General features: G+C 57.8%; 29 protein-coding genes and 1 pseudogene. 19 read left to right on the top strand and 11 right to left on the bottom strand.

Features of this window, described 5'->3' with window-relative positions:
• The first annotated feature begins 25 nt into the window (after nucleotides 1–25).
• The gene (locus KHY18_RS02430) at nucleotides 26–613 is read left to right on the top strand and encodes a hypothetical protein (protein ID WP_213293908.1); all 588 of its coding nucleotides are present in this window, start codon (nucleotides 26–28) and stop codon (nucleotides 611–613) included.
• A gap of 740 nt (nucleotides 614–1,353) precedes the next feature.
• Here KHY18_RS02430 and mobF read toward each other — a convergent pair.
• The 3 genes from mobF to KHY18_RS02415 are packed head-to-tail and all read right to left on the bottom strand — an operon-like array spanning nucleotide 1,354 to nucleotide 6,250.
• Nucleotides 1,354–4,233, bottom strand: coding sequence for a MobF family relaxase (mobF, locus tag KHY18_RS02425; protein ID WP_213293905.1), 2,880 nt, complete (start codon nucleotides 4,231–4,233; stop codon nucleotides 1,354–1,356).
• Nucleotides 4,234–4,245: 12 nt separating this feature from the next.
• A complete protein-coding gene (locus KHY18_RS02420) occupies nucleotides 4,246–5,805 on the bottom strand; it encodes a type IV secretion system DNA-binding domain-containing protein (protein WP_213293902.1) in 1,560 nt (519 codons plus the stop codon).
• Nucleotides 5,806–5,851: 46 nt separating this feature from the next.
• Entirely contained in the window at nucleotides 5,852–6,250 is a 399-nt protein-coding gene (locus KHY18_RS02415) for a conjugal transfer protein TraA (RefSeq protein ID WP_213293899.1), read from the bottom strand.
• A 369-nt stretch (nucleotides 6,251–6,619) separates the two neighbouring features.
• On the opposite strand from KHY18_RS02415, the gene KHY18_RS02410 reads away from it, so the two are divergent.
• The 4 genes from KHY18_RS02410 (at nucleotide 6,620) to KHY18_RS02395 (ending at nucleotide 8,836) form a co-directional block, all read left to right on the top strand.
• Entirely contained in the window at nucleotides 6,620–7,060 is a 441-nt protein-coding gene (locus tag KHY18_RS02410; protein ID WP_213293896.1) for a conjugal transfer protein TraD, read from the top strand.
• Nucleotides 7,057–7,785 carry a StbB family protein gene (gene stbB, locus KHY18_RS02405; RefSeq protein ID WP_213293893.1) on the top strand — a complete coding sequence of 243 codons (729 nt, stop codon included), beginning with the start codon at nucleotides 7,057–7,059 and terminating at the stop codon, nucleotides 7,783–7,785. The genes KHY18_RS02410 and stbB overlap by 4 nt, the downstream gene beginning before the upstream one ends.
• Nucleotides 7,775–8,167, top strand: a complete 393-nt coding sequence (locus tag KHY18_RS02400; protein ID WP_213293890.1) for a hypothetical protein — start codon at nucleotides 7,775–7,777, stop codon at nucleotides 8,165–8,167. The genes stbB and KHY18_RS02400 overlap by 11 nt, the downstream gene beginning before the upstream one ends.
• 78 nt (nucleotides 8,168–8,245) lie before the next feature.
• The gene (locus tag KHY18_RS02395) at nucleotides 8,246–8,836 is read left to right on the top strand and encodes a thiamine phosphate synthase (RefSeq protein WP_213293887.1); all 591 of its coding nucleotides are present in this window, start codon (nucleotides 8,246–8,248) and stop codon (nucleotides 8,834–8,836) included.
• On the opposite strand, the gene KHY18_RS02390 is transcribed toward KHY18_RS02395, so the two are convergent.
• The 3 genes from KHY18_RS02390 to KHY18_RS02380 all read right to left on the bottom strand — a co-directional run bounded on the left by KHY18_RS02390 (nucleotide 8,825) and on the right by KHY18_RS02380 (nucleotide 11,925).
• Nucleotides 8,825–9,571 (bottom strand): helix-turn-helix transcriptional regulator, encoded by a 747-nt coding sequence (locus KHY18_RS02390; protein ID WP_213293884.1) that lies wholly within the window; start codon nucleotides 9,569–9,571, stop codon nucleotides 8,825–8,827. The genes KHY18_RS02395 and KHY18_RS02390 overlap by 12 nt on opposite strands.
• Nucleotides 9,572–9,840: 269 nt before the next feature.
• Nucleotides 9,841–10,668 carry a DUF932 domain-containing protein gene (locus KHY18_RS02385; RefSeq protein ID WP_213293881.1) on the bottom strand — a complete coding sequence of 276 codons (828 nt, stop codon included), beginning with the start codon at nucleotides 10,666–10,668 and terminating at the stop codon, nucleotides 9,841–9,843.
• Nucleotides 10,669–11,271: 603 nt separating this feature from the next.
• Nucleotides 11,272–11,925, bottom strand: a complete 654-nt coding sequence (locus tag KHY18_RS02380; RefSeq protein WP_213293879.1) for an SOS response-associated peptidase — start codon at nucleotides 11,923–11,925, stop codon at nucleotides 11,272–11,274.
• 95 nt (nucleotides 11,926–12,020) lie between these two features.
• On the opposite strand from KHY18_RS02380, the gene KHY18_RS02375 reads away from it, so the two are divergent.
• Nucleotides 12,021–12,410 carry a LexA family protein gene (locus tag KHY18_RS02375; protein WP_249728855.1) on the top strand — a complete coding sequence of 130 codons (390 nt, stop codon included), beginning with the start codon at nucleotides 12,021–12,023 and terminating at the stop codon, nucleotides 12,408–12,410.
• A gap of 2 nt (nucleotides 12,411–12,412) precedes the next feature.
• A pseudogene (locus KHY18_RS02370) lies at nucleotides 12,413–12,640 on the top strand (Y-family DNA polymerase); the annotation flags it as partial.
• Nucleotides 12,641–13,060: 420 nt separating this feature from the next.
• On the opposite strand, the gene KHY18_RS02365 reads toward KHY18_RS02370, so the two are convergent.
• Nucleotides 13,061–14,017, bottom strand: a complete 957-nt coding sequence (locus KHY18_RS02365) for a GlxA family transcriptional regulator (protein WP_283771269.1) — start codon at nucleotides 14,015–14,017, stop codon at nucleotides 13,061–13,063.
• An 11-nt stretch (nucleotides 14,018–14,028) separates the two neighbouring features.
• Between KHY18_RS02365 and KHY18_RS02360 the strand changes: the two genes are divergently transcribed.
• From KHY18_RS02360 to KHY18_RS02330, 8 genes are all read left to right on the top strand, one after another.
• A complete protein-coding gene (locus KHY18_RS02360; RefSeq protein ID WP_213293873.1) occupies nucleotides 14,029–14,838 on the top strand; it encodes a DJ-1/PfpI family protein in 810 nt (269 codons plus the stop codon).
• A gap of 171 nt (nucleotides 14,839–15,009) precedes the next feature.
• The gene (locus tag KHY18_RS02355; protein ID WP_213293871.1) at nucleotides 15,010–15,615 is read left to right on the top strand and encodes a cytochrome b; all 606 of its coding nucleotides are present in this window, start codon (nucleotides 15,010–15,012) and stop codon (nucleotides 15,613–15,615) included.
• 1 nt (nucleotide 15,616) lies between these two features.
• The gene (locus tag KHY18_RS02350; RefSeq protein WP_213293868.1) at nucleotides 15,617–15,943 is read left to right on the top strand and encodes a DUF4148 domain-containing protein; all 327 of its coding nucleotides are present in this window, start codon (nucleotides 15,617–15,619) and stop codon (nucleotides 15,941–15,943) included.
• 391 nt (nucleotides 15,944–16,334) lie between these two features.
• Nucleotides 16,335–16,805 (top strand): Spy/CpxP family protein refolding chaperone, encoded by a 471-nt coding sequence (locus tag KHY18_RS02345; RefSeq protein WP_213293865.1) that lies wholly within the window; start codon nucleotides 16,335–16,337, stop codon nucleotides 16,803–16,805.
• Nucleotides 16,798–17,118 (top strand): hypothetical protein, encoded by a 321-nt coding sequence (locus tag KHY18_RS02340; protein WP_349630235.1) that lies wholly within the window; start codon nucleotides 16,798–16,800, stop codon nucleotides 17,116–17,118. Before KHY18_RS02345 ends, KHY18_RS02340 begins: the two co-directional genes overlap by 8 nt.
• Nucleotides 17,119–17,128: 10 nt before the next feature.
• Nucleotides 17,129–17,821, top strand: a complete 693-nt coding sequence (locus KHY18_RS02335; RefSeq protein WP_213293863.1) for a response regulator transcription factor — start codon at nucleotides 17,129–17,131, stop codon at nucleotides 17,819–17,821.
• Nucleotides 17,822–17,895: 74 nt separating this feature from the next.
• Entirely contained in the window at nucleotides 17,896–18,252 is a 357-nt protein-coding gene (locus KHY18_RS26945; RefSeq protein ID WP_249728854.1) for a hypothetical protein, read from the top strand.
• Entirely contained in the window at nucleotides 18,204–19,175 is a 972-nt protein-coding gene (locus tag KHY18_RS02330; RefSeq protein WP_249728853.1) for a sensor histidine kinase, read from the top strand. The genes KHY18_RS26945 and KHY18_RS02330 overlap by 49 nt, the downstream gene beginning before the upstream one ends.
• Before the next feature lie 74 nt (nucleotides 19,176–19,249).
• On the opposite strand, the gene KHY18_RS02325 is transcribed toward KHY18_RS02330, so the two are convergent.
• Nucleotides 19,250–20,212 (bottom strand): GlxA family transcriptional regulator, encoded by a 963-nt coding sequence (locus tag KHY18_RS02325; RefSeq protein ID WP_213293861.1) that lies wholly within the window; start codon nucleotides 20,210–20,212, stop codon nucleotides 19,250–19,252.
• A 122-nt stretch (nucleotides 20,213–20,334) separates the two neighbouring features.
• Between KHY18_RS02325 and KHY18_RS02320 the strand changes: the two genes are divergently transcribed.
• The 4 genes from KHY18_RS02320 (at nucleotide 20,335) to KHY18_RS02305 (ending at nucleotide 22,226) form a co-directional block, all read left to right on the top strand.
• A complete protein-coding gene (locus tag KHY18_RS02320) occupies nucleotides 20,335–20,667 on the top strand; it encodes a DUF3817 domain-containing protein (protein ID WP_213293859.1) in 333 nt (110 codons plus the stop codon).
• Nucleotides 20,664–21,098, top strand: a complete 435-nt coding sequence (locus KHY18_RS02315) for a CopD family protein (protein WP_213293857.1) — start codon at nucleotides 20,664–20,666, stop codon at nucleotides 21,096–21,098. The genes KHY18_RS02320 and KHY18_RS02315 overlap by 4 nt, the downstream gene beginning before the upstream one ends.
• A gap of 82 nt (nucleotides 21,099–21,180) precedes the next feature.
• On the top strand, nucleotides 21,181–21,834 hold the full coding sequence (locus tag KHY18_RS02310; protein WP_213293855.1) for a DJ-1/PfpI family protein: 654 nt from the start codon (nucleotides 21,181–21,183) through the stop codon (nucleotides 21,832–21,834).
• A 14-nt stretch (nucleotides 21,835–21,848) separates the two neighbouring features.
• A complete protein-coding gene (locus KHY18_RS02305) occupies nucleotides 21,849–22,226 on the top strand; it encodes a hypothetical protein (RefSeq protein ID WP_213293853.1) in 378 nt (125 codons plus the stop codon).
• A 126-nt stretch (nucleotides 22,227–22,352) separates the two neighbouring features.
• Here KHY18_RS02305 and KHY18_RS02300 read toward each other — a convergent pair whose 3' ends face one another.
• The 3 genes from KHY18_RS02300 to KHY18_RS02290 all read right to left on the bottom strand — a co-directional run bounded on the left by KHY18_RS02300 (nucleotide 22,353) and on the right by KHY18_RS02290 (nucleotide 25,270).
• Nucleotides 22,353–22,511, bottom strand: coding sequence for a hypothetical protein (locus KHY18_RS02300; RefSeq protein WP_213293851.1), 159 nt, complete (start codon nucleotides 22,509–22,511; stop codon nucleotides 22,353–22,355).
• 240 nt (nucleotides 22,512–22,751) lie between these two features.
• On the bottom strand, nucleotides 22,752–23,066 hold the full coding sequence (locus tag KHY18_RS02295) for a c-type cytochrome (protein ID WP_213293849.1): 315 nt from the start codon (nucleotides 23,064–23,066) through the stop codon (nucleotides 22,752–22,754).
• 140 nt (nucleotides 23,067–23,206) lie between these two features.
• Nucleotides 23,207–25,270, bottom strand: coding sequence for a TonB-dependent receptor (locus KHY18_RS02290; protein ID WP_213293846.1), 2,064 nt, complete (start codon nucleotides 25,268–25,270; stop codon nucleotides 23,207–23,209).

Raw genomic sequence — 25,270 nt, 5'->3', positions numbered from 1 at the left:
CAGGCGCCACCTCAGGAGAAATGCCATGAAGAAGTCGTTGGCCCTGCTGCTCATCCTGAGCACTGTCTCATCCGTTCAAGCCTCCGAGTACGGTTGTCAGGTGCTGCTATGCCTTGCCAACCCCGCGTCGAACGGCGGACCCAAGGGCGTGGCCGAGTGCGTGCAGCCCATCGACCAGCTGTATCGCGACCTGCGCAAAGGCCGGCCATTTCCGAGCTGCGATCTGGCGGATGGCAATGATGGATCGAGCCATGCCCGGGTGGTTTTCGATCCCTATGATCCCTGCCCGGCGGCCTTGCAGCCCGCTGTGCCTGGCTCCCATGTCGTGCAAGGTCAGCGACGTGTGGTTCGCAGCAGGCCGCAGGAGCTGGCAGATGTCTCGCGATACACGGTCAAGGGACAGCCGCAGGTTTCCGAGCCACTCCATCGCGATGCCGAGACTATGGGGCCACGCGCTTGCGTTGGAAAGTTGATCGGTGCGTTCTCCTTGGGGAGCCATGAAGACGGATATACCGTAAGCGTGTTTGACCAAGTGACATGGCTGCTTCCGCAGAGTCCGCACGGTATCGATGTTTTCACCGATCACGTATGGCGGCTACGCGTGCGTTGGTGACTCGAGGTATCCAGCGCGTCGCAACCGAGATGAGCCTGAACGTGCTGGCATACAACTTCAAACGCGTTCTCAGCATCTTGGGCTTTGAGGAGACCAAGAGAGCAATGCAGTTGTTGGGTGCATAGGCGGCCTTTGCGGTCGCCGCAGCCCCCGATATAAAGCCCCCAAAGGGCTCCAACATCGCCTTGAATTCTTTCAAACGGCGTCAAATCGCATAAACCGAAAAATCTACAACCTGTGTGTGACTCGTGCGGGCTCCCAGTGAGTTATCACACAGCCTCGCTGCGCAGCAGACATTGGACTCGCCGTCGAGGACAATTGCAAAAGGGTCGGCTCGGAATTCTCACGGGATGGCCCAAAGCAGTTTTGTCTATTAACAAGGGATCTTCGAAGCTCCCATCAGGCCTGCAGGATGAAAATGCGCCATCTTCAGCTCTTGGAATTCCGCCATCCATCTGATGGCGCACCTTACCTCGTCGTAGCAGTTCAGCAGAGTGGGGTTTCGGCGCGCATAGAACTGCTTGGGTGCATTGGTCACTGAGTCACAGTGGGGGGCGTCGGGGGCCACATCAATTCAATGAAGCTTTCAATGAGCAGCAGCAACGTCGGCACTGGGGGCCATGCTAATCACCGCGAAGGCCTAAAAATGCTAGGCCCCGCCGCAACCGAACGACCCAACGCATGCTCACGCAGTGCGTCACAGCTCGCTGATACGCTCGGCCCACTAAGCGGTTTGCAGCTCAAAGCGCGGATCGCGGTAACAACTGCCTGCCGTCAGACGCACTTTTGGGCGCCATAGGGGCTCTGTGCTGGATCGGATGCCGCTCACAATGAATCTCCAGCGCCGTACTCTTGTCAAAGCGCCGTGCAATCGCCGCTGGCAGTTCCTGGAGAGAGTTCGTATAGACCCGCGCTTCATGGCGCGCGCGGCTGATGGCCACGTAGTAGAGATTCGTTGACGTGGTACGGCTCTTGGTGTCGAGGGAGATCAGCGCGCGATCATTGGTCAAGCCCTGTGAACTGTGGACGGTGGAAGCGTAGGCGTGCTCGAGATGAAGCGGCTTGCTAGCCAGTAACTCAAGCGTTCGTTCCGGCCGGCCATCGCTCTGTTCCACCGACTCGAGCTTGACCACTCCGCCGATGACGCTGGCAATGCGCATCCGGTCGCCGTTGGTGAGGTCTCGCCCTGGATCGTTGCGGTTGATGCGCACCGTGTCACCTATCGAGAGTTCCGTGCGTTCGAGTTGGTAGACGCTGAGCTGAGTCAACTTGCGTGGGTTGATGATGGTGGTGCTGCCGTCTGGCCTTTGCAGCTCCAAGGCGTTGCCGGGCAGGGCCTCCTTGACCCGGTAGGTCTCGCCACGCAGCAGGCCTGCCTGGAGGTAGTCTTTTTCGGGCTGGATGACTACGCCGGGCACATAGCTCGGTGCAAAGCGCCGCTGGGCCTGCGTCATATCGACGCGGGTCAGCGTCTCGAATTCTCGTCCCTTGCCAGCCAGGCCCAGCGACTCGCGCACCATGTGGTTGATCTCGCGTCGGGCCTGATTGGTGCCGGCCACAATCAGCGTTTCAAGGCGCTCTGGCCCGCAGAGACGGACGTAGTCGCTGACGATGGCCTGGTGCCTCTCGCTTGGCACTTTCAGCTCCTCTACATGTTTGAGATGTGCCAGCGATGGCACGACCCAGCCGTCGGCGGCCAGCTCCACGGCGGCTTTGAGTGCGGGGTCGATCTGGCGCTGGATTGCGCGTATGCGCGTGGTCTGCATGCCGTTGCGCTGCAGTTGCGCAAACGGCTTTCCCGCCTCGATGGCTTCGGTCTGCTTGGTGTCGCCCAGCAGCACCATGCGCGCGCCGGTGTTCTCGACGATACGCATGACCTGGGCCATCTGGCGCGCGCCGACCACGCCGGATTCGTCGAGCACAAGAATGGTTCGTTCATCGATGGGCTTGTCCTTGCTGCGCAGAAAGCTCGCAAGCGTGTGTGCTTCTAGCCCCTCGTTTTTCAGCGCCTTGACCTGGTTGCCATACGGCGCGAGTGCCACGGTGCGATAGCCGGCGCCCGCGGCTTGATGGATGAGCGCCACGGCCTGGTTCAGCGTATAGGTCTTTCCGGTCCCTGCATCGCCCTGGATGCCCACGAAGCGATTCGTGGAACGCACGATGGTTTCCACGGCCAAACGCTGGCCGGCGTTCAGGTTGGAGGCGCGCAGCGCTGCATCGACTGCGGTGGCGTCGAGAAGCGGCGCGACGGCAGCGCGCCCCGCGACTTCGATGGCCAGAATGGCTTTTTCGCGGGCCAGGGCCTTTTGCGTCGTATAGCGTTTTTCCGTGCGCACCAGCGCGCCCTGGCGAATGGCCAGGCGCACGTACTGCTGGGCCTGATTACTGGACCATGCCTTGCGCTCTTGCAGATGGCTTTTCCAGCCGGCGGCCGACAGCGCGGGTCCATCACTGCGATCGGCCATGCGATACACGGGCCGGGCCTCTATCAGCGCTCCCTGGGCGACCAGGCGCCGGATTTCGGCATGGACTTCGTGCGGGCTGGCGAGCCCGACCGCGCGGCGCAGCGCCGTGGCGGTAAGCATGGTCTCGCGCACCACGGCTTCGCGCTCGGTCAGATGGTTGATCGCGTACTGCACCACGGCTTGCGCCGGTGTGAGACCTGCAGGAAGGCACTGGGCCGCAATGCGGTCGCGGCCGCTGGCACCGTTGCCAAGCGCACGGCCGTCCAACTGCGCGTGCAGGCCGTAGTCTATGCCCAGCGCCAGGCTTTTCTCGAGCCAATATTGCTTTACGACAGCGCGGTCCGACTCGTTCTTGCTCGGGCGCGTGGCCAGTGCAATGACCTGCTTTTCGAGCGTGGTCGCTGTGGCCCGGGTCTTGCCTTCGTCTGCCAGCGCTTCCTCGATGACGCGGCTGCGCGCCGAGAAGGCCTCTATCTGGTCGCGGCTGATGTGCGCGAGCTCGAAGTTGCCTTTGTCGTCGACCAGGCGTATGGCATAGCCCAGCGCCTGCAGGCCTTTGGCGAGCTCGGCCTTGTAGAGCGCATCCACCTCGTGCTGCACATGGAAGATGCTCTCATTGGAAAGCGCCCGCCATGCGCCATCGGCACGCTGCGTCATGTTGAGAATGACCGCGTGTGTATGCAGCTGCGGGTCCTTGGCGCGGCTCATTTCATGGCGGAATTTGGCGATCACCATGTTGGCCGTGCGCTCGCGAAAACTTTTCCCCTGCACCTTCTTGCGCGCCTCGGCCAACTGCTCGACCTGTTCCAGCGCGCGCGTCACGGCCAGGTCATGTGCTGCCGTGACCTGCAGGTCGCCAGCGACCAGGGCCTGCATGGAGACCGACTTCGGTGCAGAGAACGTAAGGTCCAGACCCATGCGTTTCTTGTTGTCGACCGGATCGAATGTCTTGGCTATGCACACTCCGTTTGGCAACTGGCCATTGAGCAGCCGCGCGAACTGCCCCTGCTGGACCGGACCCGTCAGGCCCAGCGCCTGCGCGCCCTGGCCTTGCCATTCGCCGCTGTGTTCCTTGGTGTAGTAGTCGTCCGCTGCCGCGAAATAATGCGCGGCCGCGTACTGGTTGCTGCCGCGGATCGAGGTGATGTTGAGCATGTACTGCCCCCATCACCGGACATCAAGCGGCGCAGCCCGCAGCGGGTAGGCCGCGTAGGGCAGTTTGATCTTCGCGATGGGGAAGTCTTCTGCGAACATCACGTAGCCTTCCAGGTCCTTGAGGTTCGAGATCTCCGAATCCAGCACCACGGGCTCCGGCGCGCTGGCCACGACCTGGCGGCTGCGTCCGCCCGCATTGAGCGTGATCTGCACGCGTTCGACATGCTGTTTGCCCAGCACTTCGCTGGCCTTGTCGGCATTGAGCGCATTCGACGCGCCAAAGATCAGGTAATTACGAAAGCAACTGAGCAAGGTCTTGGCCGCGTCCTTGCCATAGGTCTCGTCAAGCTGCGCCCAGTCCTGGATCGACGCCGCCATGCGCAGGCCATGCTTGCGACCCTTGGTCGCTGCGGGCACGAACGATTCGAGCTTGCCGAGCGACTCCAGCTCGTCGAGGAACAGCCACAACCGGCGCGACAAGCCTTGCCCGTCATCGGGAATGCTGAGGATGGTCGCGCAGATGGTGTCTATCCAGGTCGCGACCAGCGGCCGCTGCACGGCCCGCATGTCTTCGCGCCAGGTGATGAACAGGTTGCCCGCGTGCGGGTCATGCACCCATTGGTGCAGTGAGAAATCGCCCCGGGTCATGAAACGCAGCGGCCGCACGTACTTGTTCATCATGAACTGGATGGACGCGATGGCCTTTTCGGCATTCTCGCGGAAGTAGCCCTGGGAGTCGGTGTTGACGAGAAAGCTGCGTATGACTTCGCCATCCTCGCGCACCAGCAGGTTGACCAGCAGGTCTTGGTCGGGCTGGCCGGTTTCGAGCAGCTTGCGCATGGTGTCGGCCAGCACATCGCGCGTGTACGCACACCACTGCTCGTCGCTGGGGTCCACCTGGGGCGGGATCACGCTTTTGGCCATGCGGTCGAAGTCGTGCATGCCCTTGATCTCGTTGAACAGCGTCCAGCCCGACGACCGACGGTCAAACGGGTTGAGAATGGTGTCGCCAGGGAAGCTGAACTTGGAGTAGAAAGTCCCGTTCGGATCGATCACCGCCATCTTGTCGCGCCGTTTCACGGCCGAGAAGATCATGCTTTCCATGGCCACCGACTTGCCCGCGCCTATCGATGCACACACCAGCGTGTTGCGGTTCTCGAGATGCAACGGCATGGGCATCGGACCAATCATGATGGGCGGCAAGTTCGACGAGACTTTCCGCGTGGCGCGGCGTTGTTGATTCGTGCGCCGGTTCGCGGTGTCGACGCTGCTCTTGACCCTATGCCAGTTGTCGATGCGCGCGCCGCGCATCCAGCGGCGATACGCTGCCCCCCGAAATCCATCGTCACCAAACTCATGGAGCAGATAGGCCGCGCCCGCGGCCAAACCCAGCCCAGCGATGACACCTCCAAGGATGAAGGGATTGCTCAGCGTGGCGTTGATGGCTGCGGTGAGCGCTTGCGGCAGCGGTGACAGCGGCACACCACCCGCATAAGTGCCGGTCAGCCAGCCCGTAAGCGGCAGGCTGACCGCAAGAAGCAGGCTGGTATTTTCGACCTCGTGTTTCTGCATCGTGTTTGTCCTCCTCGGAGTCCTTGTGGCTTATGGGTCCGCGCCCTCAGCAATCCTGGGTGAAACGGGTCAGGATGCTTGCCAACTCGGGCACCGACGCGGCAAGGATGTCGCTCTGCGTTCGTGCCGATTCACACGCGAGCAGCAACTCGCGGGTCTCCGCCGCCGTGGCTCTCTTTTGCAGCAGAAACAACAGCATGGCCAGAAGTGCGTGGGCCTGTCGTTGGGCGCGCTCGATTTCGCCCAGGCGATGGACCAGGTCCTGGTGGTCGGCCCATGTTTGAAGGCGATCACGGTGAGGCTCCTCACGAGCGTCACGTCCAAGGGACTTGTCGCGAATGTACTTCGACAGGTGCCGATAGCCTGCCAGCGCGCACGCCTCTTCGACCCTGCGTCGGTCCTCCTCCACGTACCAAACTGGAATGGAGCTGCCACCACTTTTCATCGTTTCACTCCTATAGGATTTTCTATAGACAGGAATCTTGTGTTCATGCGGGCTTCCGGCCATTTTCTAGAGAAATCCTATTGCGCGTCTTACACGCAAAGAGGATGAAAAGGCAGGATCTTCCCAGGAGTATCCTCCCGGCGGGGAGGTGCGTATTGTGTATTGAGATTTTTGGCCTGTTAAGGACAAAAATATCAACGTCTCAAGGGCGTGGAAGATATATAGCCCGAAGGGCGTCGGAGGAAGAGAACAGATAGAGGACATTCATCGAACAAATAGAGGACAGAATGGCGCATAACAACATCGTTAAAGGGACTATTAGGACCAAAATCTTTCAGATGGCGTAGAGTTCCGTAGCCACGGAAGGCCATGATGAATCAAACCGTAAAACTTGCAATAAGTCGCATGGAACCGACCTCAATGGCCGCAAAACTGCGCCAAGTGATGCCGGGCATCGAGGAGAAGCTGGCAGCGGGCGTGCAGCTTGGGGAAATTCACAAGGTTCTTGTGAATGCTGGTTTTGAACTGACGTTTCAGACGTTCAAGACGTATATCTATCGCTACCGAAAAAAAGAGCGGCCTACAGTTCAGCAAAATGCCTCATATAGACAATCCGTTTCCGGTAACTATTTTTCACAGCGAGATATTTGTGAAACGTCGAAGCTGGATTCAACGGATAACTTCGAATCACACGCGCCGATATCGATGCAAAGCATTGACCGATTGATGAAACCAAGCCCCTCGGAGCAGGCTGAAAAGCTGGCGCGTTATGAGCGATTGGCAAGGAAGAATAGAAGGGGGGCAATGTGAAAGTAGCCGTTATAAACTTCAGCGGAAATCCCGGAAAAACCACCTTGGTGGATAACCTGCTTGCTCCTCGCATGGCCGCACAGAAATTCAGGGTGGAGACCGTCAATACAGGTGCTTTGCATGATGGCCATGCAGAAGTTCTCAAGGCAAAGGACTTTGGTGATTTACAGGAAGAGTTGATGTTGCTGGATTCGGCGATCGTCGACGTCGGCGCTTCGAACGTTGAAGAGTTTATCAAGCAGATGGGCCAGTTCGACGGATCGCATGAGGAGTTCGACTGCTTTGTCGTGCCCGTCGTCAGCGAGAAAAAGCAGCAGATCGACAGCGCCAATACCATCGAGACCCTGGCCGCACTGGGCGTGCCCGCGCACAAGATCCGCGTGGTTTTCAACAAGGTCGAGCTGGAAGATGCCAGCGACGTTTCGCGGCTGTTCAGCACGATATTCGGGCTGCATGCGGACAAGAAGTGCTTCACGCTGAAGCCGAACGCCGTGGTGTTCCGAAACGACATTTTCGAGCGACTGCTCGCATTCCAGAAGAGCGTTTCCGACATAGTGGCTGACACCACGGACTACCGCACCATGCTGCGTGAGGCCGGTGATGAAGATGCCAAGGCGCATGCGGTCAGCATGATCTCTGCGCAGCGACTCGCAAAGTCGGCGCAGAAGAACCTCGACGATGTCTACCAGGCATTGTTCACGCAGGGTGAGCGCAATGGGAAATAGCAATGCCACCTCTGCGCGCGAAGCATTGATGGCCGAACTGCTGCAGGACGTCGATGTTCTTGCGCGCAGGCTGGAGCAGGTCGATGAGACGCTGGCCGGAAAAATCGACAAGGCGACCACCGATGCCGCCGGCAAGGCTTTTCTGGCATTCAAGCTCAATTTCGAATCGGTGATGGAAAAGGACGCCGAGAAATTGATAGAGGCGGGCCGGTACGCTGCGGCGCAAATCGGCAACCAGCTGGGAGCACAGACGGTTCAGTGGGCTGCACACAAAACCGCATTGGAGTACCGAACCCGGCGTTTCGTCGTACTGCTGCTTGGCATTGCGTTTGCTGCGGGTGCGCTAGGCGGATTCGTCGGTGCCCGGCTGGGCGGCGCCTGATCGCGCGGTCTTGCGGCTGGAGAGTGTCAGCACCCGCTCACCACCATCCAAGGGAAACAAGTGGGACGCAGAACGACCATGCCTACCATTCCGACGATTTGCCAAATCACGCCAGAGCCGGCTGATCCACCCCACTGCGAACAGTTTCTGGGCGAGCTGAGCGCCACACTGGCTTCGGGCATCAGACTTGTCCAGTTCAGAGCCAAGGTGCTGCCGCAGAGCGATCTCTTGCAGGTCGCCAAGTTGGCGCTGGCTATCTGCCGTGCCCATGGCGCGCGGCTCGTATTCAACGGTCCCCCGGTGATGGCGTTGGAAGTCGGCTGTGATGGCGTGCACCTGGACAGCCAGATGCTGATGTCCTGCAAGAAACGACCTGCGCCCAGCCACTGGCTGGTTTCTGCAGCCTGTCATGATGCGGCCCAGATCGCACAAGCGGAAAACATCGGCGTGGACTTCATCACCTTGTCCCCGGTCTTTGCGACCAAGACCCATCCGGAAGCCATTCCCATGGGCTGGGAGCGTTTCAAGGCGCTTGTTGCTGGAACGCGGGTGCCTATTTTTGCGCTGGGCGGGATGCGCCCTGATCTTCTCGAGGACGCAAAAAGGAATGGCGCCTGGGGCATTGCCGCCATCTCTGCGACATGGTGTAAAACACCTTCAGTTCAATGAGTGCCTGCAGAGATAGAGTTCCTTGATCAGCATGGATTTTCTGGTGCAGCCATATTCTATTTTCAACCGTTCCACATGGCTTTCCACTGTGCGCGGGGAAATTTTCAGTTCGATAGCTACGTCCTTGATGGTGGCTCCTGTGATCAACAGCCTTGCTACCTGGTGCTCGCGTGGGGTCATTTTCTTTGCAATGGCTTTTTGATCCTGAAATTTCCTGGCCGTGAATATTTCTGTTGTCAATATTCTATGCTGATCGGAGACTGTGATAATTTTCTCGGCTGAATGAACGAAATATTTGCAGAAAGCCTCTAGTTCGTCAATGTTGTTCACGTAGTGGTTGGTTGCCATTTCATTGCAGACAGGCGCATAAAATATGAAATATTCGCAGAATTCCTCGTTGTGCTTGATAATTAAGAAGCAATGGTCGTGGTTGAAATATTCACGCTGATCGATGAGCTGATTTTTGTATCTCTTTTTAAGGCCTTCCGGATAGGTCTCGATCTTGTACTTCAGGAATGAGTACCTTTCATCGCTTTTGAAGTATTGCGGTGTATAGGCGCCCACGATATACCGTGCCTTGTGGAAGGTGTGCTCCAAAGCCGCAGCGTCGGTCCACAACTCGCTGCGAGATCCGTCGTTGAATACGCGCGAGTAAGAAAATGCATTGAGGTCGAATTTCTCAAGAAACGGCTTGCATATATTTTTTATCTCTGGTGAAAAATTTTGGCTTTCCATTGATCTAGCCCTCTGTTCTATGGAGGGTTTCTGCTCCACTCCGATAAAAAATCGATCGACAGTCTAAATCGGTTTCGGATGCAATATGGATGAATATCCATATTCTTATGGATGGAATGTATCGGGCTTGAAACTATGGGTTTTCCCAAAGTAAATGTTTCGCACTATTAAATGGCCAGTGGACTAAGGCCCTTTGTGTTGTCCTCCTCGGACATCCCGCCTCCACGGCATCCAGCGCGGAGGCATGGCCCCCGCGCAAATTCAACCGATCAGCCCTTGAGTTGCTTCATGCCTTCGGCGAGCATCCACAAGGCGCGGTTGATGTGCACGTTCTGTGCAATGCCGTGGATGGGACGCGTGCTGTGGCGGCGCCCGTTGGCCGCGCGCCCCTGCAAGCCGCCTTGCGTCAGGTTCTCCTGCACGCGGTTGTAGGCGCTCCACAGGTCGGGCCTATCATCTTCATGGCGGCGTGGCGCCAGCAGTTGTGCGGGCGTGATCGGCGCAGGCGTCGCAACGCTCTCGTACTTGAGCGACAGCGCCGCCTGGGCAAACACCTGCGCCTCTCCCGGGCTCAGCGTGACGGCGCGCATTGCATCGCGGTGCTCGCGCACCAACTGGAATCCTTCCCGCACCGCATAGGCTCCCTCTACGACCTGGTTGATCACGTCGCCCTTGTGGGGAATGCGGATGTCCTCCAGGACGTCGCCGCACACCAGTCCGTTGTTGCAGACGAAACGGAACATGCCGGCGAGCATCTGGTAGCTGCTGCTGCCATCGTGCGAGTTGAGCAGAATGATCTCGTTGGCCTCGGCGCCATTGATCTGGTCCACATGGCGCAGCCGCAGCATGTGCTTGGTGTGCTCGCGTTTGCCTTCATCGCGCACGCGTGTCTGGCACGCCATGAAGGGCTCAAATCCTTGCTTGCGCAGTTCCGACAGGACCGCACCGGTCTCGATGTAGCTGTAGCGTGCGGAGCGGCTGGCGTGCTTGTCCTCGGCAAAGATCGACGGGGCCACATCGCGGATTTGCGCATCGGACAGCGGATGCTCGCTGCGCAGTATGGGAGTGTTAGAAGCGAAGCGGGATGCGAGTTGCATAGTATTTCTCCAAAATTGGCTGCTGTGGTTCCAAAGCTGACCGGATTCCAAGATTCGGAGCCCGTTGTGGCTTTGGTTGGTTCGGCGCAGCGACCTGGGCCGGTCCTGTATGCCGCCGTCTTTCCTGAGTTCATCGCCCGCGGAAACCGAAGCCAGCGAGTGACGGGCCGTCAAGGAGGCAAGCGCAGGGTTGGTGCGGCCCGCAGCCGAAGGCGAGGACTCGGCCCTGCGCGCCTTGACGGCCTGGCACCGCTGGCTACGGTCGCGGACAAGGCGATGAACTTGGGAAAGACGGCCAGCGGCCTACGGGCCAGGGCGCTGCGCCGAATCAACGCCGCGCGGCAAGCGCCTGCGCGTGCGGAGACACGCCTGACTATGGGCATCTGGCCGATCAGGCGTAGCCTGGTCGGAGGTATTGCAGGGGCGCCAAGCAGCGTGCGGCGGGGATGGTCTGTAAGACGATCCCCTGGAGGCAAGCGCAGCGCGCAGGCCGGCATCGCCGGCCGAAGGCATCAGGGATCAAAGCCGAATGGCCGCGACGCGTCACGCGGCGCGGGGCGAAGCCCGAGAGCCCGACGGCGGAACGCCGGGATGCTTACGCGATCAAACGGGTCCTGCTTTGAATATGTCGACGGGCGCAAGCTGCAGCAATGCCGATGCTTGTGTGACCGTACCCGCCAGCCACTGGTCTACATCGGCCATCTCGATCGGAATAACGCTGCGCTTGTCCTGCTGGTTCGCTGGTAGCTTGGGATTGGGCTTGTGCATGCGATTCATCAGCGGGTGCGCATCGGCATTGATCGTGAGCATGGTGTAGCTCTCGTGGACCTCGCCGGTGGCGCGATCTACCCAAGTGTTCCACAGCCCTGCCAGCGCCCAAGGCAGGCCGTCAGCGCGCTGGAAACGCCACCACACGTTCTTGCCGCTTTCCCAGTTCGGCTCGTCGAAGTCGGCGGCGGGAATGATGCAACGTTGGCCTCTTGCCCAGGCGTCCTTGTAGCTGGCTTTTTCTGCGAGCTCTTCCGAGCGCGCATTGTTGGTGCTGTACTTGAGCTTGGACTCCTTGGCCCAAGGAGGAATCAGTGCCCATTGACCGACGACCAACTCGCGGCTGTAGCCCGAGTCATCGACGGCGCGCCGAATGAACGGGCCGGGCGTGCGCGGGTGCACCATTCCCGGCCACGAACGCTCGCGCGTATTGACGCGAAAGTGGAGCGAGACATCGATCGGGCCCGGTGGTCGGTAAACGTTGCACATGTGGTCATGGTAAGTCGTTTGATCGGAAGTATACTGTACAAATGTACAGCATAAATATTCTTGCCAACCAACCCATGCGGATGGTGACATCGCCCATGGCTTTGCCTTTGGCAGATTGCTCTGTACGCGCTGGATTCCCTTCACCTGCCGGAGACTTCCAGTGCACGCGTCTGGACATCGCCGAGCTACTGGTGCAGCACCCACAGGCCACTTATTTACTGCGAGTGGCGGGCTTCTCGATGAAGGAGTACGGCATTGACGAAGGCGATTTGATCATTGTCGACCGTGCGCTTGAAGCTCGCCATGGCTGCATCGTCGTCGCGATCCTTAACAACGAGTTCACGGTCAAAGCGCTGCACCAGGTCAACGGCACTTTTCGTCTAAAGGCCGGTAATCGGACCTATTCCGACATCGTCCCCAAGGAAGGCCAGTCCCTTGAGGTCTGGGGCGTCGTCACAGCCTGCGTGAAGCGTTTTGCGAAGTAGCCATGTTCGCACTGATCGACGGGAACAACTTCTACGTATCGTGCGAGAGGGCGTTTCGCCCTTCGCTGCGCGGCCTTCCGGTTGTGGTGCTGTCGAACAACGATGGCTGCGCGATCGCACGCTCGGACGAGGCAAAGGCTCTGGGTATCAAGATGGGCCAGCCGTACTTCGAATTTCGCCACCTGGAGCAAGCAGCTGGGCTGGTCTGCCTATCGGCCAATTTTGAGCTAACCCAGTAAAGACTCATGCATGGGTAATCCCCCCGCAAATACTTTTCCGGGCAGTGCGGGTGAGCGGCGCGTTCATCCAGTCTCCGTGCGTGACGACAGATTGGTCCGCATTCGCCGGCGGATCCACGCAACCGGAGGCGATGCGTGAACTGACGCCTTCAATGACGTCGAAATGTCCAAAATTGCCCGACCTTCGCTGGTGTGAATCTGAGGTGTGAGGTTTCATACAACGCTAAGTTATAGGAGAACAGAAGCGTGCATGGGTCAGTCTCGTGTTGACCTAGGCATCGAATTCGAGATATTGAGAGCGAATTATTAGTATTGAATTTTAAAGTAGATGTTTGATGTAAAGTTAAATTCCTTCATTAAATTCTGAATAAGAAAAATAATGATAATAATCAAATACATTGATTTTAAATTCTAACAACATTCTGAGCGCCAGCGTCCTGGGGGCATGTCAAAAGCCAATGAAAATCTACGGATAAATGTTGCTTCATTGGAAAAACCGCATAGGAATGCGATTTTTGCAATGGAGTAAGAGCTGTGCTCCAGATGGTGGCGTGCGGCCGATAGCTTCAACAGTTCCACTCCTTTGGCCGGAGTCTGATGCATTTCTGCAGAGTAGTGGCGAATGAAAGTCCTGCTGCTCATGTTCATCCGTGAAGCCAAGGAAGATACTGATAGATCTGCCGACAAATTCTGAAAAATCCACGCATGCAAATCTGAGAATTTTCCACTGCGTGACTGAAAACTCAATAGCTCGCTCGATTGCTGTTGATCCGCAGGGCGTTTCATCGACATGACCAGATTTTTGGCGATTTTCATGGCGGAGGTTTCCCCCAAATCCTGCTCGACGAGTGCCAATGCCAGGTCAATTCCAGCGGTCAGTCCTGCGGATGTCCAAACTGTTTCGTCCTGAACAAATATCGGACCACGCTGCAAATTAACGTTGGGAAATCGATTTTGCAACTCATCAAAGAAGGACCAGTGCGTGGTTGCCCGCCGGCCTTCGAGAAGTCCCGCCGCGGCGAGGGCAAATGCGCCACTGCAGATTGCTGCCAAGCGTCGCGCATGAACTCCCTGTAGGTTGATCAGTCCAATAAGATCGGACTGGTCAGTAAGCGAGTTTGTATCTGGGCCGCCAGGAATGATCAGTGTATGAGGAACTGCTGTCGTCCTCTCGAAAAGCGCAGTCCTTAAAGTAAAGCCTGGTGATATTTCAACACTCCCGCCAATGGATAGCACTTCGATGATGTAAGGTTCTTCGCCTTTGCTGCTTAAGTTATTTGCAGTCAGAAATACATCGAATGGTCCTGAGAAATCAAGCATGCTCATCCCGTCATAGGCCAATATATGTATCAATTTTTTTAATATCATGTGGAGGCCTTTTGGCGACTTCGGATTTCAAGATTGGCAACAATGATCAGAAATTTGTCACTTGCGAGCTGAGTCATGATGCTATTCTGGTGGAATATTTTTATCAAAGCACTAGATCAATGCAGAACTCTAATCGAAAAATCAATGTGGGAATTATTATCGAGCCTGGAGTTCTATTGATGGATATCGTCGGAATACAGTCAATATTCGGATTTTGCGACAATGTCAATTTGATACATGTTGGCAAATCGTGTGAAGTAGTGACAGCCTGGGGCGGTCTCCCGGTGGCGGCGACCACCCGTTATGCCGATTGTCCGCCCCTCGATGTACTTGCTGTTGGTGCCATGGGTCTTGAGGTCTATTCTGACCCGGAAACGCTCAGGTTTGTTCGCCGGCAGGCATCGAATTCCCCATATCTTGTCGGGATATGCGCAGGTGTTCTGCTTTTTGGTGCTGCCGGACTTCTGGTCGGCAAGCGGGCAACCACCAATTTGCAGTGCGTCGACAGGCTTTCAGATTTTGGCTGTGAGGTGATCGAAGGTGGTGGAGTTGTCGAAGATGGGCGCTTGCTGACTGCTGGTCCCGCGACCGGGGGCTTTGAAGCGGGCCTGGTGCTTTTAGCGAAGATTTTTGATGTGCACACAGCAAAATTAATGGAGCTCAATGTGGAATATCATCCGCAACCGGTGTACGGGGTGGGTTCAGCTGCATTGGCAGGCGCTGAGTTGACCCAACAGGTAATGCAGTTAGGTAAGCCTTATTTCTCACGGTGTGGAGAGTTGGCAGTCGATAGTTACAAAAATAGTTCTTGGCTGGTTTGATTCTTGATTCAGGAGTCGTGATTTATTTTCATATTTTATGGTTTTAAATTGTAGCCAAGTCATGGCATTAAATGAAGATGAAGTCTTCATGGGTATAGCGATTGCAAATGGCTTCCATGCTTGTTTTCAATAAAAAGCTTTTTGGATTTTTGATCGAGCCGATTGAAAATAATGACAATATTTAACACATCAAGTAATTATGGTTCCATTGCAAAATTATTGCACTGGACTACTGCTGGCACATTCATAGGTGCTTATATCATTGTCTACTACGTGATCTGGTTCATGGACGATACCAAGCCCGAATCGCTGCCTTTCCTCAATGTTCACTGGGCGCTAGGAATCATTGCCGGGGTGCTGATCATTCCAAGAATGATATGGAGGATGCTGAATATCCGGCCAGCCGATCCCGCTGGCTCCGCGTGGGAACACCGCCTCGCTCATTGGGCACATTTTCTTCTTTATGGACTTTTGATTGCGATGCCACTCACGGGTTACCTTGGAACCGGCGCCGACACTAATTTTGGACTGTTCTCTGTTCAAGGGTTCAACAGCAGTTCCAGTTTTGCATTGATCAGTCGTATCTGGGGTGTTAGCTGGCAGGAATTCGAAGTTCCCATGGATGTGGTTCATCACTTCCTGGGGAAATGGGTGGGTTGGTCCGTGGTTGGATTGCATGTTTTTGCCGCGCTTTACCACCATGCCGTGCGCCATGACGAGGTTCTTCTTCGAATGCTTCCCTTCCGTAAAATCAATGAAACCACAAAAGAGTCATAGCATGTTACAAACCAATCCATTGGTAGCTTCCGCTGGAAAATCACGTTCTGTGCAAATATTTACCGTCTCACTGTTGCTTGCCAGCTCCCTGTCGGTGTCTGCGCAATCGCAGGAACCTATCTCTCATAATCGAAATGCTCCGTTGTCTCGTGCGGAAGTGAGAGCAGACCTCGCGGTCTGGCAACGCGCTGGCCTTGACCGATATGAAATTCGGTCACGTTATTTGCCCTATGAGAGCGAAGAATATCGGGCGGCATACCAGGAATATCTTCGACTTCGCAGTGGCGAGGAATTTCAAGTCGAAATTCAAAAAGCGTTGAAGAATTAACGGGCAGCGCCAACCTTGATAAGACTCGTTCAGAGCGGCTGGCGCCACTCAGAAAAATGGAGATTTGCGGTCGAGCCCAGGACAACCAGTCATGCCTGCCACAGGCTGGGGGCCGGACTCAGAGGTCTGAGTTCACTTGGGTGTGAAGCTGGAACGGGGCTGCTGCGGGGGGCAGTCCCTCCACGGATCCACGTTGCGTGGCGACGTCGAGACGATTCAGCCAGCGCAGGAAGGCATGCACACAAGTCTTAAAGATGCTTGGCATCCCTTTTGTGGGTGCATTCTTATCGGCTGAAACAAAACGATAGGAAGCGAAACCTCGGTGAGACCCATGGGTCAGGGAGCGCGCGCACCATCAATGCATCTTCTGTATGACTGAAAAGGATGTGTGATGAATGCTTGGACCCGTAAAACCCTCTTGGGCATCTTTTTTGCCTCTCTTCTGGCCGGCAGCCTGTCGGCCTGCTCCAGTGCTTCCCACCACCGCGGCCCAATGTTTCCGGAGCCGATGGCGGAGATGCGCGAAAAAATGGTGAACCGCATCACCAGCAAGCTGAATCTGGATGGCCCGCAGCAACTCAAACTCCAGGCACTGGCAAACGCGTTGCAGTCGCAGCGTGCCGCGCTTGTAGGCTCGCAGGCGATGGATCCGCGTGCCCAAATCCAAGCATTGGTGTCCGGGGAGACATTCGACAGCGCGTCTGCGCAGACTTTGATCGATGAAAAGATGCGCGCTGTGCAGTCACATTCGCCTGCCGTAGTCGCGGCCATGGCCGATTTCTACAACAGCCTGGGGCCGGTGCAACAGCAACAGGTGCGCGATGTCATGCAGCGCCGTCGTGCATGGTTCCAACGTGGCTGAACCCATAAAGAAACCTTCTTGCGGCCGGGCAGCGACGCGCGACCTGGCGCGCAGTGCCCGGGCCCATGGCGCACTGATGTTGGCCGGTTTCGACACGCCGCACGAGGAATGGATGTCGCTTGTTTGGGGATCGCTGTTTGATAGGGACCACGCCCTGCGCTTGCTGGCGAGGCGGCCGGCCAGTGCAGCGGTCGCGCTGCCCGAAGTAATGGCGGCTGCCGACCGTTTCGACGCTCTGGCCGTGGAGGCGAAGCGCCGGGTGCGCCGCCTCATCCTGCGCCATGAACAGCGGACCTGGATACAAGCAGTGTGAGAATCCGTGCATGCAACGCATTCTGCTCATCGATGACGACGACCAACTGGGTCCGCCACTGGCCACCTATTTCCTGCGCTTTGAACTCGACTTGTTGCAGGCACTGCGGCCCAGCGATGGTCTGTTGCTGCTGCGGGCGGATGGATTCGATGCGGCAATCCTGGACGTGATGCTGCCGGAGATGGACGGCTTCGAGTTATGTCGCACGATCCGACGCGAAAGCGATCTGCCCATCATCATGCTCACGGCGCGCGGAGATGTAATGGACCGCGTGGTCGGACTCGAACTGGGCGCGGACGACTATCTGCCCAAGCCCTTTGAGCCGCGGGAGCTTGTCACGCGAATGCAGACGGTGCTGCGCCGCCTTCGCCCGGCATCGGGCGCATCGGTGGCCGATGCGGCATCGCTGTGCTTCGAGGGCCTGCTGATCGATTCAGTGCGGCGCAGCGTTCAGCGCCAGGGTACGGCGCTGGAACTGACGGGCACCGAGTTTGAGTTGCTGTTGCTGCTGGTGCGTGAGCCCGGCCGTGTATTCAGCCGTGACGACATTCTCAATCACCTGCGTGGCCGCGAGGCCGATCTCTACACGCGTGCGGTGGACATCGTGGTGAGCCGGTTGCGCAAGAAGCTCCAGCCGCTGGACTGCATCAAGACGCTGCGCAACGCGGGATACTCGCTGGCGCTACGGCGGAGCGTCGCTTGAGTCGGGTACACCAACGACCCGTCTCAGGTCCGTGGCATCGCCGCGCGCGCCAGGCGGTGCGGCGATCCATCCACTTGCGCCTGGTGCTGCTGTTTCTGGTACTGGCGCTGGCGATGACGGTTACCTTCATCGGCGGTATGCAGAGTGCCTTTTCGGTGGGCTGGAGTGACGCCGCGCGGCCCTTGCTCGCCGACTATGTGGACCGGCTGCTGACCGAGATTGGCAGTCCACCGAGCGTGGAGCGAGCACAGGCCATTGTGCAGAGATTGCCCATCATGATGCGCATTGAGGGTCCGCAGGTGCAGTGGACATCGCATTCCAGGAATGGTCTTATGGAGCGCTGGCTGGTGGGCGGCCACCATGGGACGAAGAGCGCACCGAGTTGCTGCGCAAGCAGACGGCTGATGGCCATACGATCGAATTTGCCTTGAACCGTGCCGTGGTGGACGATGCTCAGCGCTCGCGCGCGGTATGGTTCACTCTTGGCGGCCTGCTTTTTTTGACGGCGCTGGCGTACTGGTATGTACGCCGCCTGCTGCGTCCGCTGGACGATATCCGCCAGGGTGCCCTGCGGTTTGGCGCGGGCGATTTCGGCGCGTCTATTCCCGTGCGCCATGCGCTGCGCCCCGACGAACTGGGCCAGTTGGCCGCCATGATCAACACCATGGAGCAGGACATCCACCAGATGCTGGAAGCCAAGCGTGCGCTGTTGCTGGCCATCAGCCATGAGTTGCGCAGCCCGCTGACCCGCGCGCGCCTGCATACCGAGCTGCTGCCGGCAACGCAAGCGGTGCAGCCCCAGCGCGATGCCTTGCTGCGAGATCTGGCAGAGATGGCCCGTCTCATCACTGATCTGCTGGAAAGCGAACGGCTGGCGGGGCGCGACACCGCGTTGCACAAAGAGCCGACCGACCTGGCTGCTCTGGCCTGTACTGTGGTCCAGGAGATGAAAGCATGCCATCCCGAGTGCCCTGCCATCGACTTGCAATTCGATGCTGGCCTGCCGCCGGTGTTGATTGATGCGACGCGCTTGCGGCTGCTGTTTCGCAACCTGCTGGACAATGCATTGCGCTATGGCGGGCGAGGCAAGCCCGCCCCCCAGCTGCACCTGCGGCAGGCGCCGGCGGGGTTGGAGATCGAGGTGCGAGACTTTGGCACAAACGTGCCTGAGGACCAGATTGACCGCTTGGTGGAGCCTTTCCACCGCGCCGACCCAGCCCGCGAGCGCAGCACCGGCGGCGTGGGGCTGGGCTTGTATCTATGCCGGTTGGTGGCCCAGGCGCATGGCGGTAGGTTGGTGCTGGGCAAGGCCCAGCCCGGCTTGCGCGCCATCGTCACCCTGCCTTTGACCTGAGCGCGGCCGCCATGGTCAGCGGCCTCTGGCCGTCATCTCCGTGCGGTTGCGGGCAAAGACAGTTGCGCAGCGGATCAACCAGCAACGATTCGATTGCCGAAATTGCGCCTGTACTGGCTCGGACTGACACCCACCAGCCGACTGAACTGGGCGCGGAAATTGGCTGCCGATCCCAAACCGACATTCGAGACTATCTGCTCTATATGCATGTTGCTGCGCTCCAGCAGTTCTTGCGCGCGCTGCACACGTGCGCGAATCAGCCACTGAGCGGGTGAAGTTCCGACTTCATGCTGAAAGCGGCGGCTCAACGTTCGAGGACTGCTGCGCGCCTGATTCGCCAGCATTTCCAGCGTGAGAGGGTGATGCAGTCGACTCAGCGCCCAGGTCATGACCGGTTGCAAGCTCTCGTTCGATGAGCTGTCGAGCACTTCGATGAACTGCGCTTGCCCGCCATCGCGTTGAAGAGGCACAACGGACAGGCGCGCCACCCTGGCCGCCGCCGAGGCGCCGAAATCCGCGCGCACCATGTGCAGGCATAAGTCGATACCCGCCGCCGCTCCAGCCGACGTGAGGATCTGACCCTCGTCGACAAACAGTACGGCGGCATCCACCTGAACTTGCGGATACAACTCCGCAAGCCTGGTGGCCGCCAACCAGTGCGTAGTAGCGCGCCGGCCATCGAGCAGTCCAGCCTGTGCCAGCACAAATGCGCCAGAGCATATGGATGCGATGCGCGCACCTTGGGTTTGTGCCGCCCTGAGCGCCGCGAGAACCCGCGGTGACGCCTTCAGGCTTGCCGGCTCCGTACCTGGCACGATGATGGTTTGGGCCAATGCCAGCTGCTCGAGGCCGTGATTGAAACGCATCGAGAACGCGCCGGTATCAATTTGCGCTTCTTCGCTGCAAACACTTAACTGGTAACAGGGTTCCTGGTTGGCGTGGCTTGCTCGGCCGAACACCTCGGTAGCGATCGTTAGGTCAAACGCGATCACATTGGGCAATGCGAGCACGACGACATGGTGAAGGGAGTTGGACATGAAATTCTTTTCTTGATCCCTGGCATGGGATTGGCTGAAAACAGTCGATCATTGTCAATCAAGCCACTTTTCCTGGGTGTGCTTTAGGACAAAAATTGCGCTCAATCACCTGCACCTCTGCCATGAACACAGCCCTTCCTACCGACCACGCACTGCGAGTCTTGTGCTTTCTTGAAGCCAGCACCTTGCTGGTTCTCCTGCTGATCGCCGTACCACTGAAACATCTTGCCGGGATGAGTTGGGTGGTTTCCATGGTGGGCCCGGTGCACGGTATCGTGTTCTTGATTTACTGTTGGAACCTGGTTCGACTGGCGACTGCGCGGGAGCTGACTCCGGCAGTCGCATGGACATTGGCTCTCGCTGCATCCATCCCTTTTGGCGGGTTCGTCATCTGGAAATGGCTTGAAGCCCGATCACAGGCGGTCAGCGATCAGCCGGTATCGGGTCGGCCATGATCTATTTATGGCTTAAAGCCTTCCATGTGGGTCTTGCCATCACATGGTCGGGCGGTCTTATAGCACTCTGCGCGGCGGTAAGCGCTTGGCTGCCTGTGAGGGGCGTGATGGCGCCGCAAGAACGCAGACTCGCTCAGGCGCTACTGCAATGGGATGGCCGAATCACCGTTCCTTGCATGGTCGCTACATGGGTGCTCGGGCTTTGTCTTGCGAGCTCGGGTGATTGGCTTGGTGCCGGCTGGCTCAACACAAAACTGATCGTTGTGTTCTGTCTGTCGGCCTTGCATGGGGTGCTTGCCGGAACTATTCGACGCCGGATGCGGGATGGCGAAACCATCAAATCTGGCTGGAAGGCGCACAGCCCGCTCATTTGCATCAGCGCTTTTTTGCTGATAGCGGTATTGGTGGTTATCAAGCCTCAATTTATTTGAAAACATCGATTGATGTTGAGAGCAGATGTGTTCGCGTGGATATATCTAAATATGATGGTTCGGATGGAATAAAGATCAATAAATGCTAATTCAAATCGTGCTTTTCGATGGGTTCGACATGCTAGATGTCATAGCGCCATATGAGGTGTTGGAGGCAGGCGCTTCGCTGGCTGCCAAGAAGGATGGGGCCAGCATCTCTATAGAATTTGTCTCAGCGCAAGGGCCTGGCCTTGTGCGAGCTGGAGCACTTAAAAATCCGGAGAATGGGTTGTTGATTGAAGCGACAGCTCAATTAAATCCAAGCATGGCAGACCTGATTGTGGTGCCAGGAGCTCTTGGGGAATACGAGGAAATCGATGGGCCCAATAGTATTCCAGCGATTCTGGGCCGTGCTGCAACTGGCGAGTTGGCCGTATTGCTTGAAGAGGCGATGGTTAGGCATGAGGTGACCGTTGCGACGGTTTGTGGCGGCTCACTGATACTCGGTATGACCGGTTTGATACAGGGGCGCAACGCAGTAACGCATCACATAGCGCTGCCAATGCTGGAAGCGATGGGTGTTAATGTCATTGACGCGCGGGTAGTCGATGACGGTGATTTGATCTCCGGTGGCGGCGTCACTTCGGGCCTTGATGTCGGAATTTATCTGGTTGAACGATTTCTCGGCAGCGATATCGCTCTGTCCATCGAGAAGTTGATGGAATATGAGAGGCGCGGCGTTGCATGGCGAAAGTAAATGAGGAAAATAACATGACCGAAAGAAATTTCGATCAAAATTCGCACATAGTCGGCGTATGGCATCTTACGCTTGCCGCTCCTACGGGTGAACAGCGCGTGAGGATTGACGTAGCTCTGGAGGATAATTGTTATCGAGGTACTGCAACGCAGGGGAGTGAAACGGTAGGGTTGCGTGATTTTTCTGTGCAAGGCAATTCCGCAAGTTGGCATCAGCATATAAAAAAGCCTTTTCCCATGCGCATTGATTTTGAGTTGTTGTTCCTGGAGAGCGAGGTGTCGGGAATTTGCAAGCCAGGTATTTTCCCTAAAGTGAAAGTGTTTGGGAGGCGCAATTTAACTTGGCGCCCCCTTCCGAGTAATAGCTATTCGCCGCCGCCCTTTGATTTTTAGGTGATCATTGTGAAAATATCAGGCTGTGGCCTGGTGTTGATTTTTAATCCCTTTGCTGTAGCTGGTGGATTTTTGATCGAAAGCTAGTGGGTCGTCGGCGATACCCAATTTTCTCTGAGTCAGCGGTCAGGCATCGATGCCTGAGACGGTTATCACGATCTTGCCCGGATGATTTCCTTTTGCGCGTGCAGCGAGTGCATGCTGGGCATGTTCAAATTCACAAACACGGTGAATGATTGGCTCTGATTTATTGGTAGTAGCAAATGCGTTGAAAGATTCGAGCATCTCAGTGAACCCACCATCATTGCGCGAATGATCGAGCTGGTGTTAAGAAGGATCCCCGCATTTATCGTCTCCTTTGGTGGAACTCCCAAAAGATTCACAATGCCCCCAGCCTTGGCACTGTTGACCGAACCTTGCAAGTCGGAGAAACATGTCGGCAGCTCTGCGCGAATGGATCAATATTTTGATTGGGCAGGAAAGATCCAGCCTGCGATAGTTGCGCAACAGCGCCGTTTCAAGTGCCTACTTGAGCGACATCATCCAAGCCGAGAGCTTCTTGGCCTCCGCCTCACTGACCCGGGTATTTGGCGGCATCGGCACAGGCCCCCATGCCCCGCTACTGCCTTTCATGATCTTGGTGACCAGCAGGGAATGGGCGTCTTTGTTGCCCGCATATCGGCGAGCCACGTCCTTGAATGACGGACCGACCAACTTCCTGTCTATGCCATGACAGGCCATGCAGCTTTTGGCGGTGGCAAGCGCTGGGTCGGCTGCGGCGGGAAACGCAGTGAGGGCGGCGGTCACTGCTGGCAAGAGCAGGCGCAGTAGATATTTCATAGTGGATTTCTTCCGGGTATTTGCGGGGAATGAAAGGCCCAAGCCCTCCCGCGCAAGGCCATCGAGCCGCGGGGTGCCGGCGATCGATGGGCGCCTGGGCGTGGGGCATGGACGCAGGTTTTCCAGCGGGGATCAGGCAATCAAAAGCGTGCGTTCAAGCTGGCATACATTCCGCGTCCATCACCTGGCGAATAGCCCGAAGAGCCGCTGTCATGCCAGGCATAGACATGCTTGCGATTGGTGACATTCTTCACCTGCAGGCTGACATCAACCGTGGGCGATACCTTGTAAGTGGCCCCCAGGTTGAGCAAGGCATATTTGCCGGCCTTGGGCTGGACGTTGCTGCGCTCCAGGTAATAGTCGCCCTGGGCGTTGGCCCAGGCCGAGAGCTTGAGTTGCGGCGTGCTCTGCCAGTCCACGCCCGCCGATACCAGGTAACGCGGTACGTTCTCGATCTGCTTGCCGCGCGTTGCGGGGGCGCTGGGATCGGGCTCCGTGATGCGTGCCTGCTGGTGGGAGTAGGCTACCCAGGCGGTGGTGCCGGCAACCGGCCGGGCATTGAGTTGCAGGTCGAAGCCCTTGCGCAGTGTCTGGCCCACATTGCCCAGGCCACCGGGGTCGGGCAATCCATCCACGCCGAGCACGCGAGCGACCTCGCCCGAGGCGCGTTGCTCCCAATACGCCACCCGTGCGTCCAGCCATGGCAAAGGACTGAACTTGACGCCGGTCTCCCAGCCATCGTTGATCGAGGGCTCGAGGTTGCGTGTCTGCGTGCGGTAAGCGTCGATACCCGTGCCGATCTGGAAAGTGCGACCCCAGTTGATATAGACGCTGGCTTGCGGCGTCAGCGTATAGGCCACACTGATCTTGGGTTGCTTGATCAGCCCATAGTCATGCACCTCGGAGCGCAATCCGGTCAAGCGGTCCACGAAACTGCCGCCCACCTTGTCGACGCGCAGCGCGGGCACGATCTTCAGGGCAGATACGGGCCGGATCACGGCCTGCAGATAAGCGCCCTGGGTGTCGAGGTCGAAATCCCAATCGCGGAACTGGGAGGTACGCACGCGCTGGGTGCTGCGGTAGCGTTGGCCCAGATTGTCCTGCCACTGCGCATCGACCCCGCCTTCCAGCGTGAAATCGTGCGCCCAGCTGACCTTGGGCCGCCAGGTGAGCGTGCTGATGGCTCCATGCTGGCGCTCGTCGCTATAGCGCTCCTGTTGCACGCCTGCCGCCGAGAAACGCACCCAGCGCTGGTTTTCATACTGGTTGGTGTAAAGCTTGGCGGACCACGACAGATCCGGCGTCAGCTCGGCATCCAGGTGGGTGCTGAGCTGAAGCGTTTCACGTTCGCCTCGGTCGGCGGCGGCATAGGTCGGTGAGCTGCGCGGCGCGTTGATCGCTTCCTCACGCGAGAGGTAGCCCGACTCCAGCGCCTTGTTGCGGTAGTAGCGTGCGCTCAAGCCGGCGCGCCAGCGTGCGTCGTCGCTGGTGTAGAACCACTTGCCCGACAAGGCAAGCTTCTTCGCATCAGCATGGTCGCGATAACCGTCGGAGTCGCGCCAGGCCAGAAAGTAGTTCTGGCTCCAGTTGCCGCTCTCTATGCCCTTGGCGACCTGCACTTCCTTGGTACCAAAGCTGCCCATGGTCAGACTGGAACGCCCTTCGTTGCCGCCGGTGCGCGTGAGCACGTTGGCATTGCCGGCGATATTGTGCAGGCCGTAACGCGGATCGTTGGTGCCACGCACGATCTCGATGGCCTCGATATCCAGCGGAAACACGGCGTCCAGGAACGGCATGCCTCCCGCATTGTCATTGCTTGGAATGCCGTCGATCAGCAGCTTGACGGCGTTGACGCGCCCCTCACCGTTAAAGCCGCGAAAGGAAAAACGCCCGGCGTCGGTGCCTTGCTTGAACTGGGTCACCTGCACTCCGGGCGCACGCGTGAGCAGTTCCCAGCTGTAGTCGACATGCTGGTCCTGCAACAGGCTGGCGCCCAGGATGTCGACCGAGCTGAACACGCTGCGGGCCGAGAGCGGGCCGGCCGCCTTGCCGCTGATGGTGACGCTGCCCAGCGTCAGCGCGGAGTCGCCTGTCGCGTCGGCCGGATCAGTTTGGGCATGTGCCAGGGCGGTTGTGGCCAGCAGCACAGCGGCGGCCAATGGCGCGCGCAGGGCATGAAAATGAATCTCTGAAGTAACTTTCAT

Source organism: Acidovorax sp. CCYZU-2555 (genome assembly GCF_018413525.1).
In the GTDB taxonomy this organism is placed as follows: domain Bacteria; phylum Pseudomonadota; class Gammaproteobacteria; order Burkholderiales; family Burkholderiaceae_C; genus Comamonas.
This window is presented reverse-complemented; position numbering and strand designations above follow the sequence as displayed.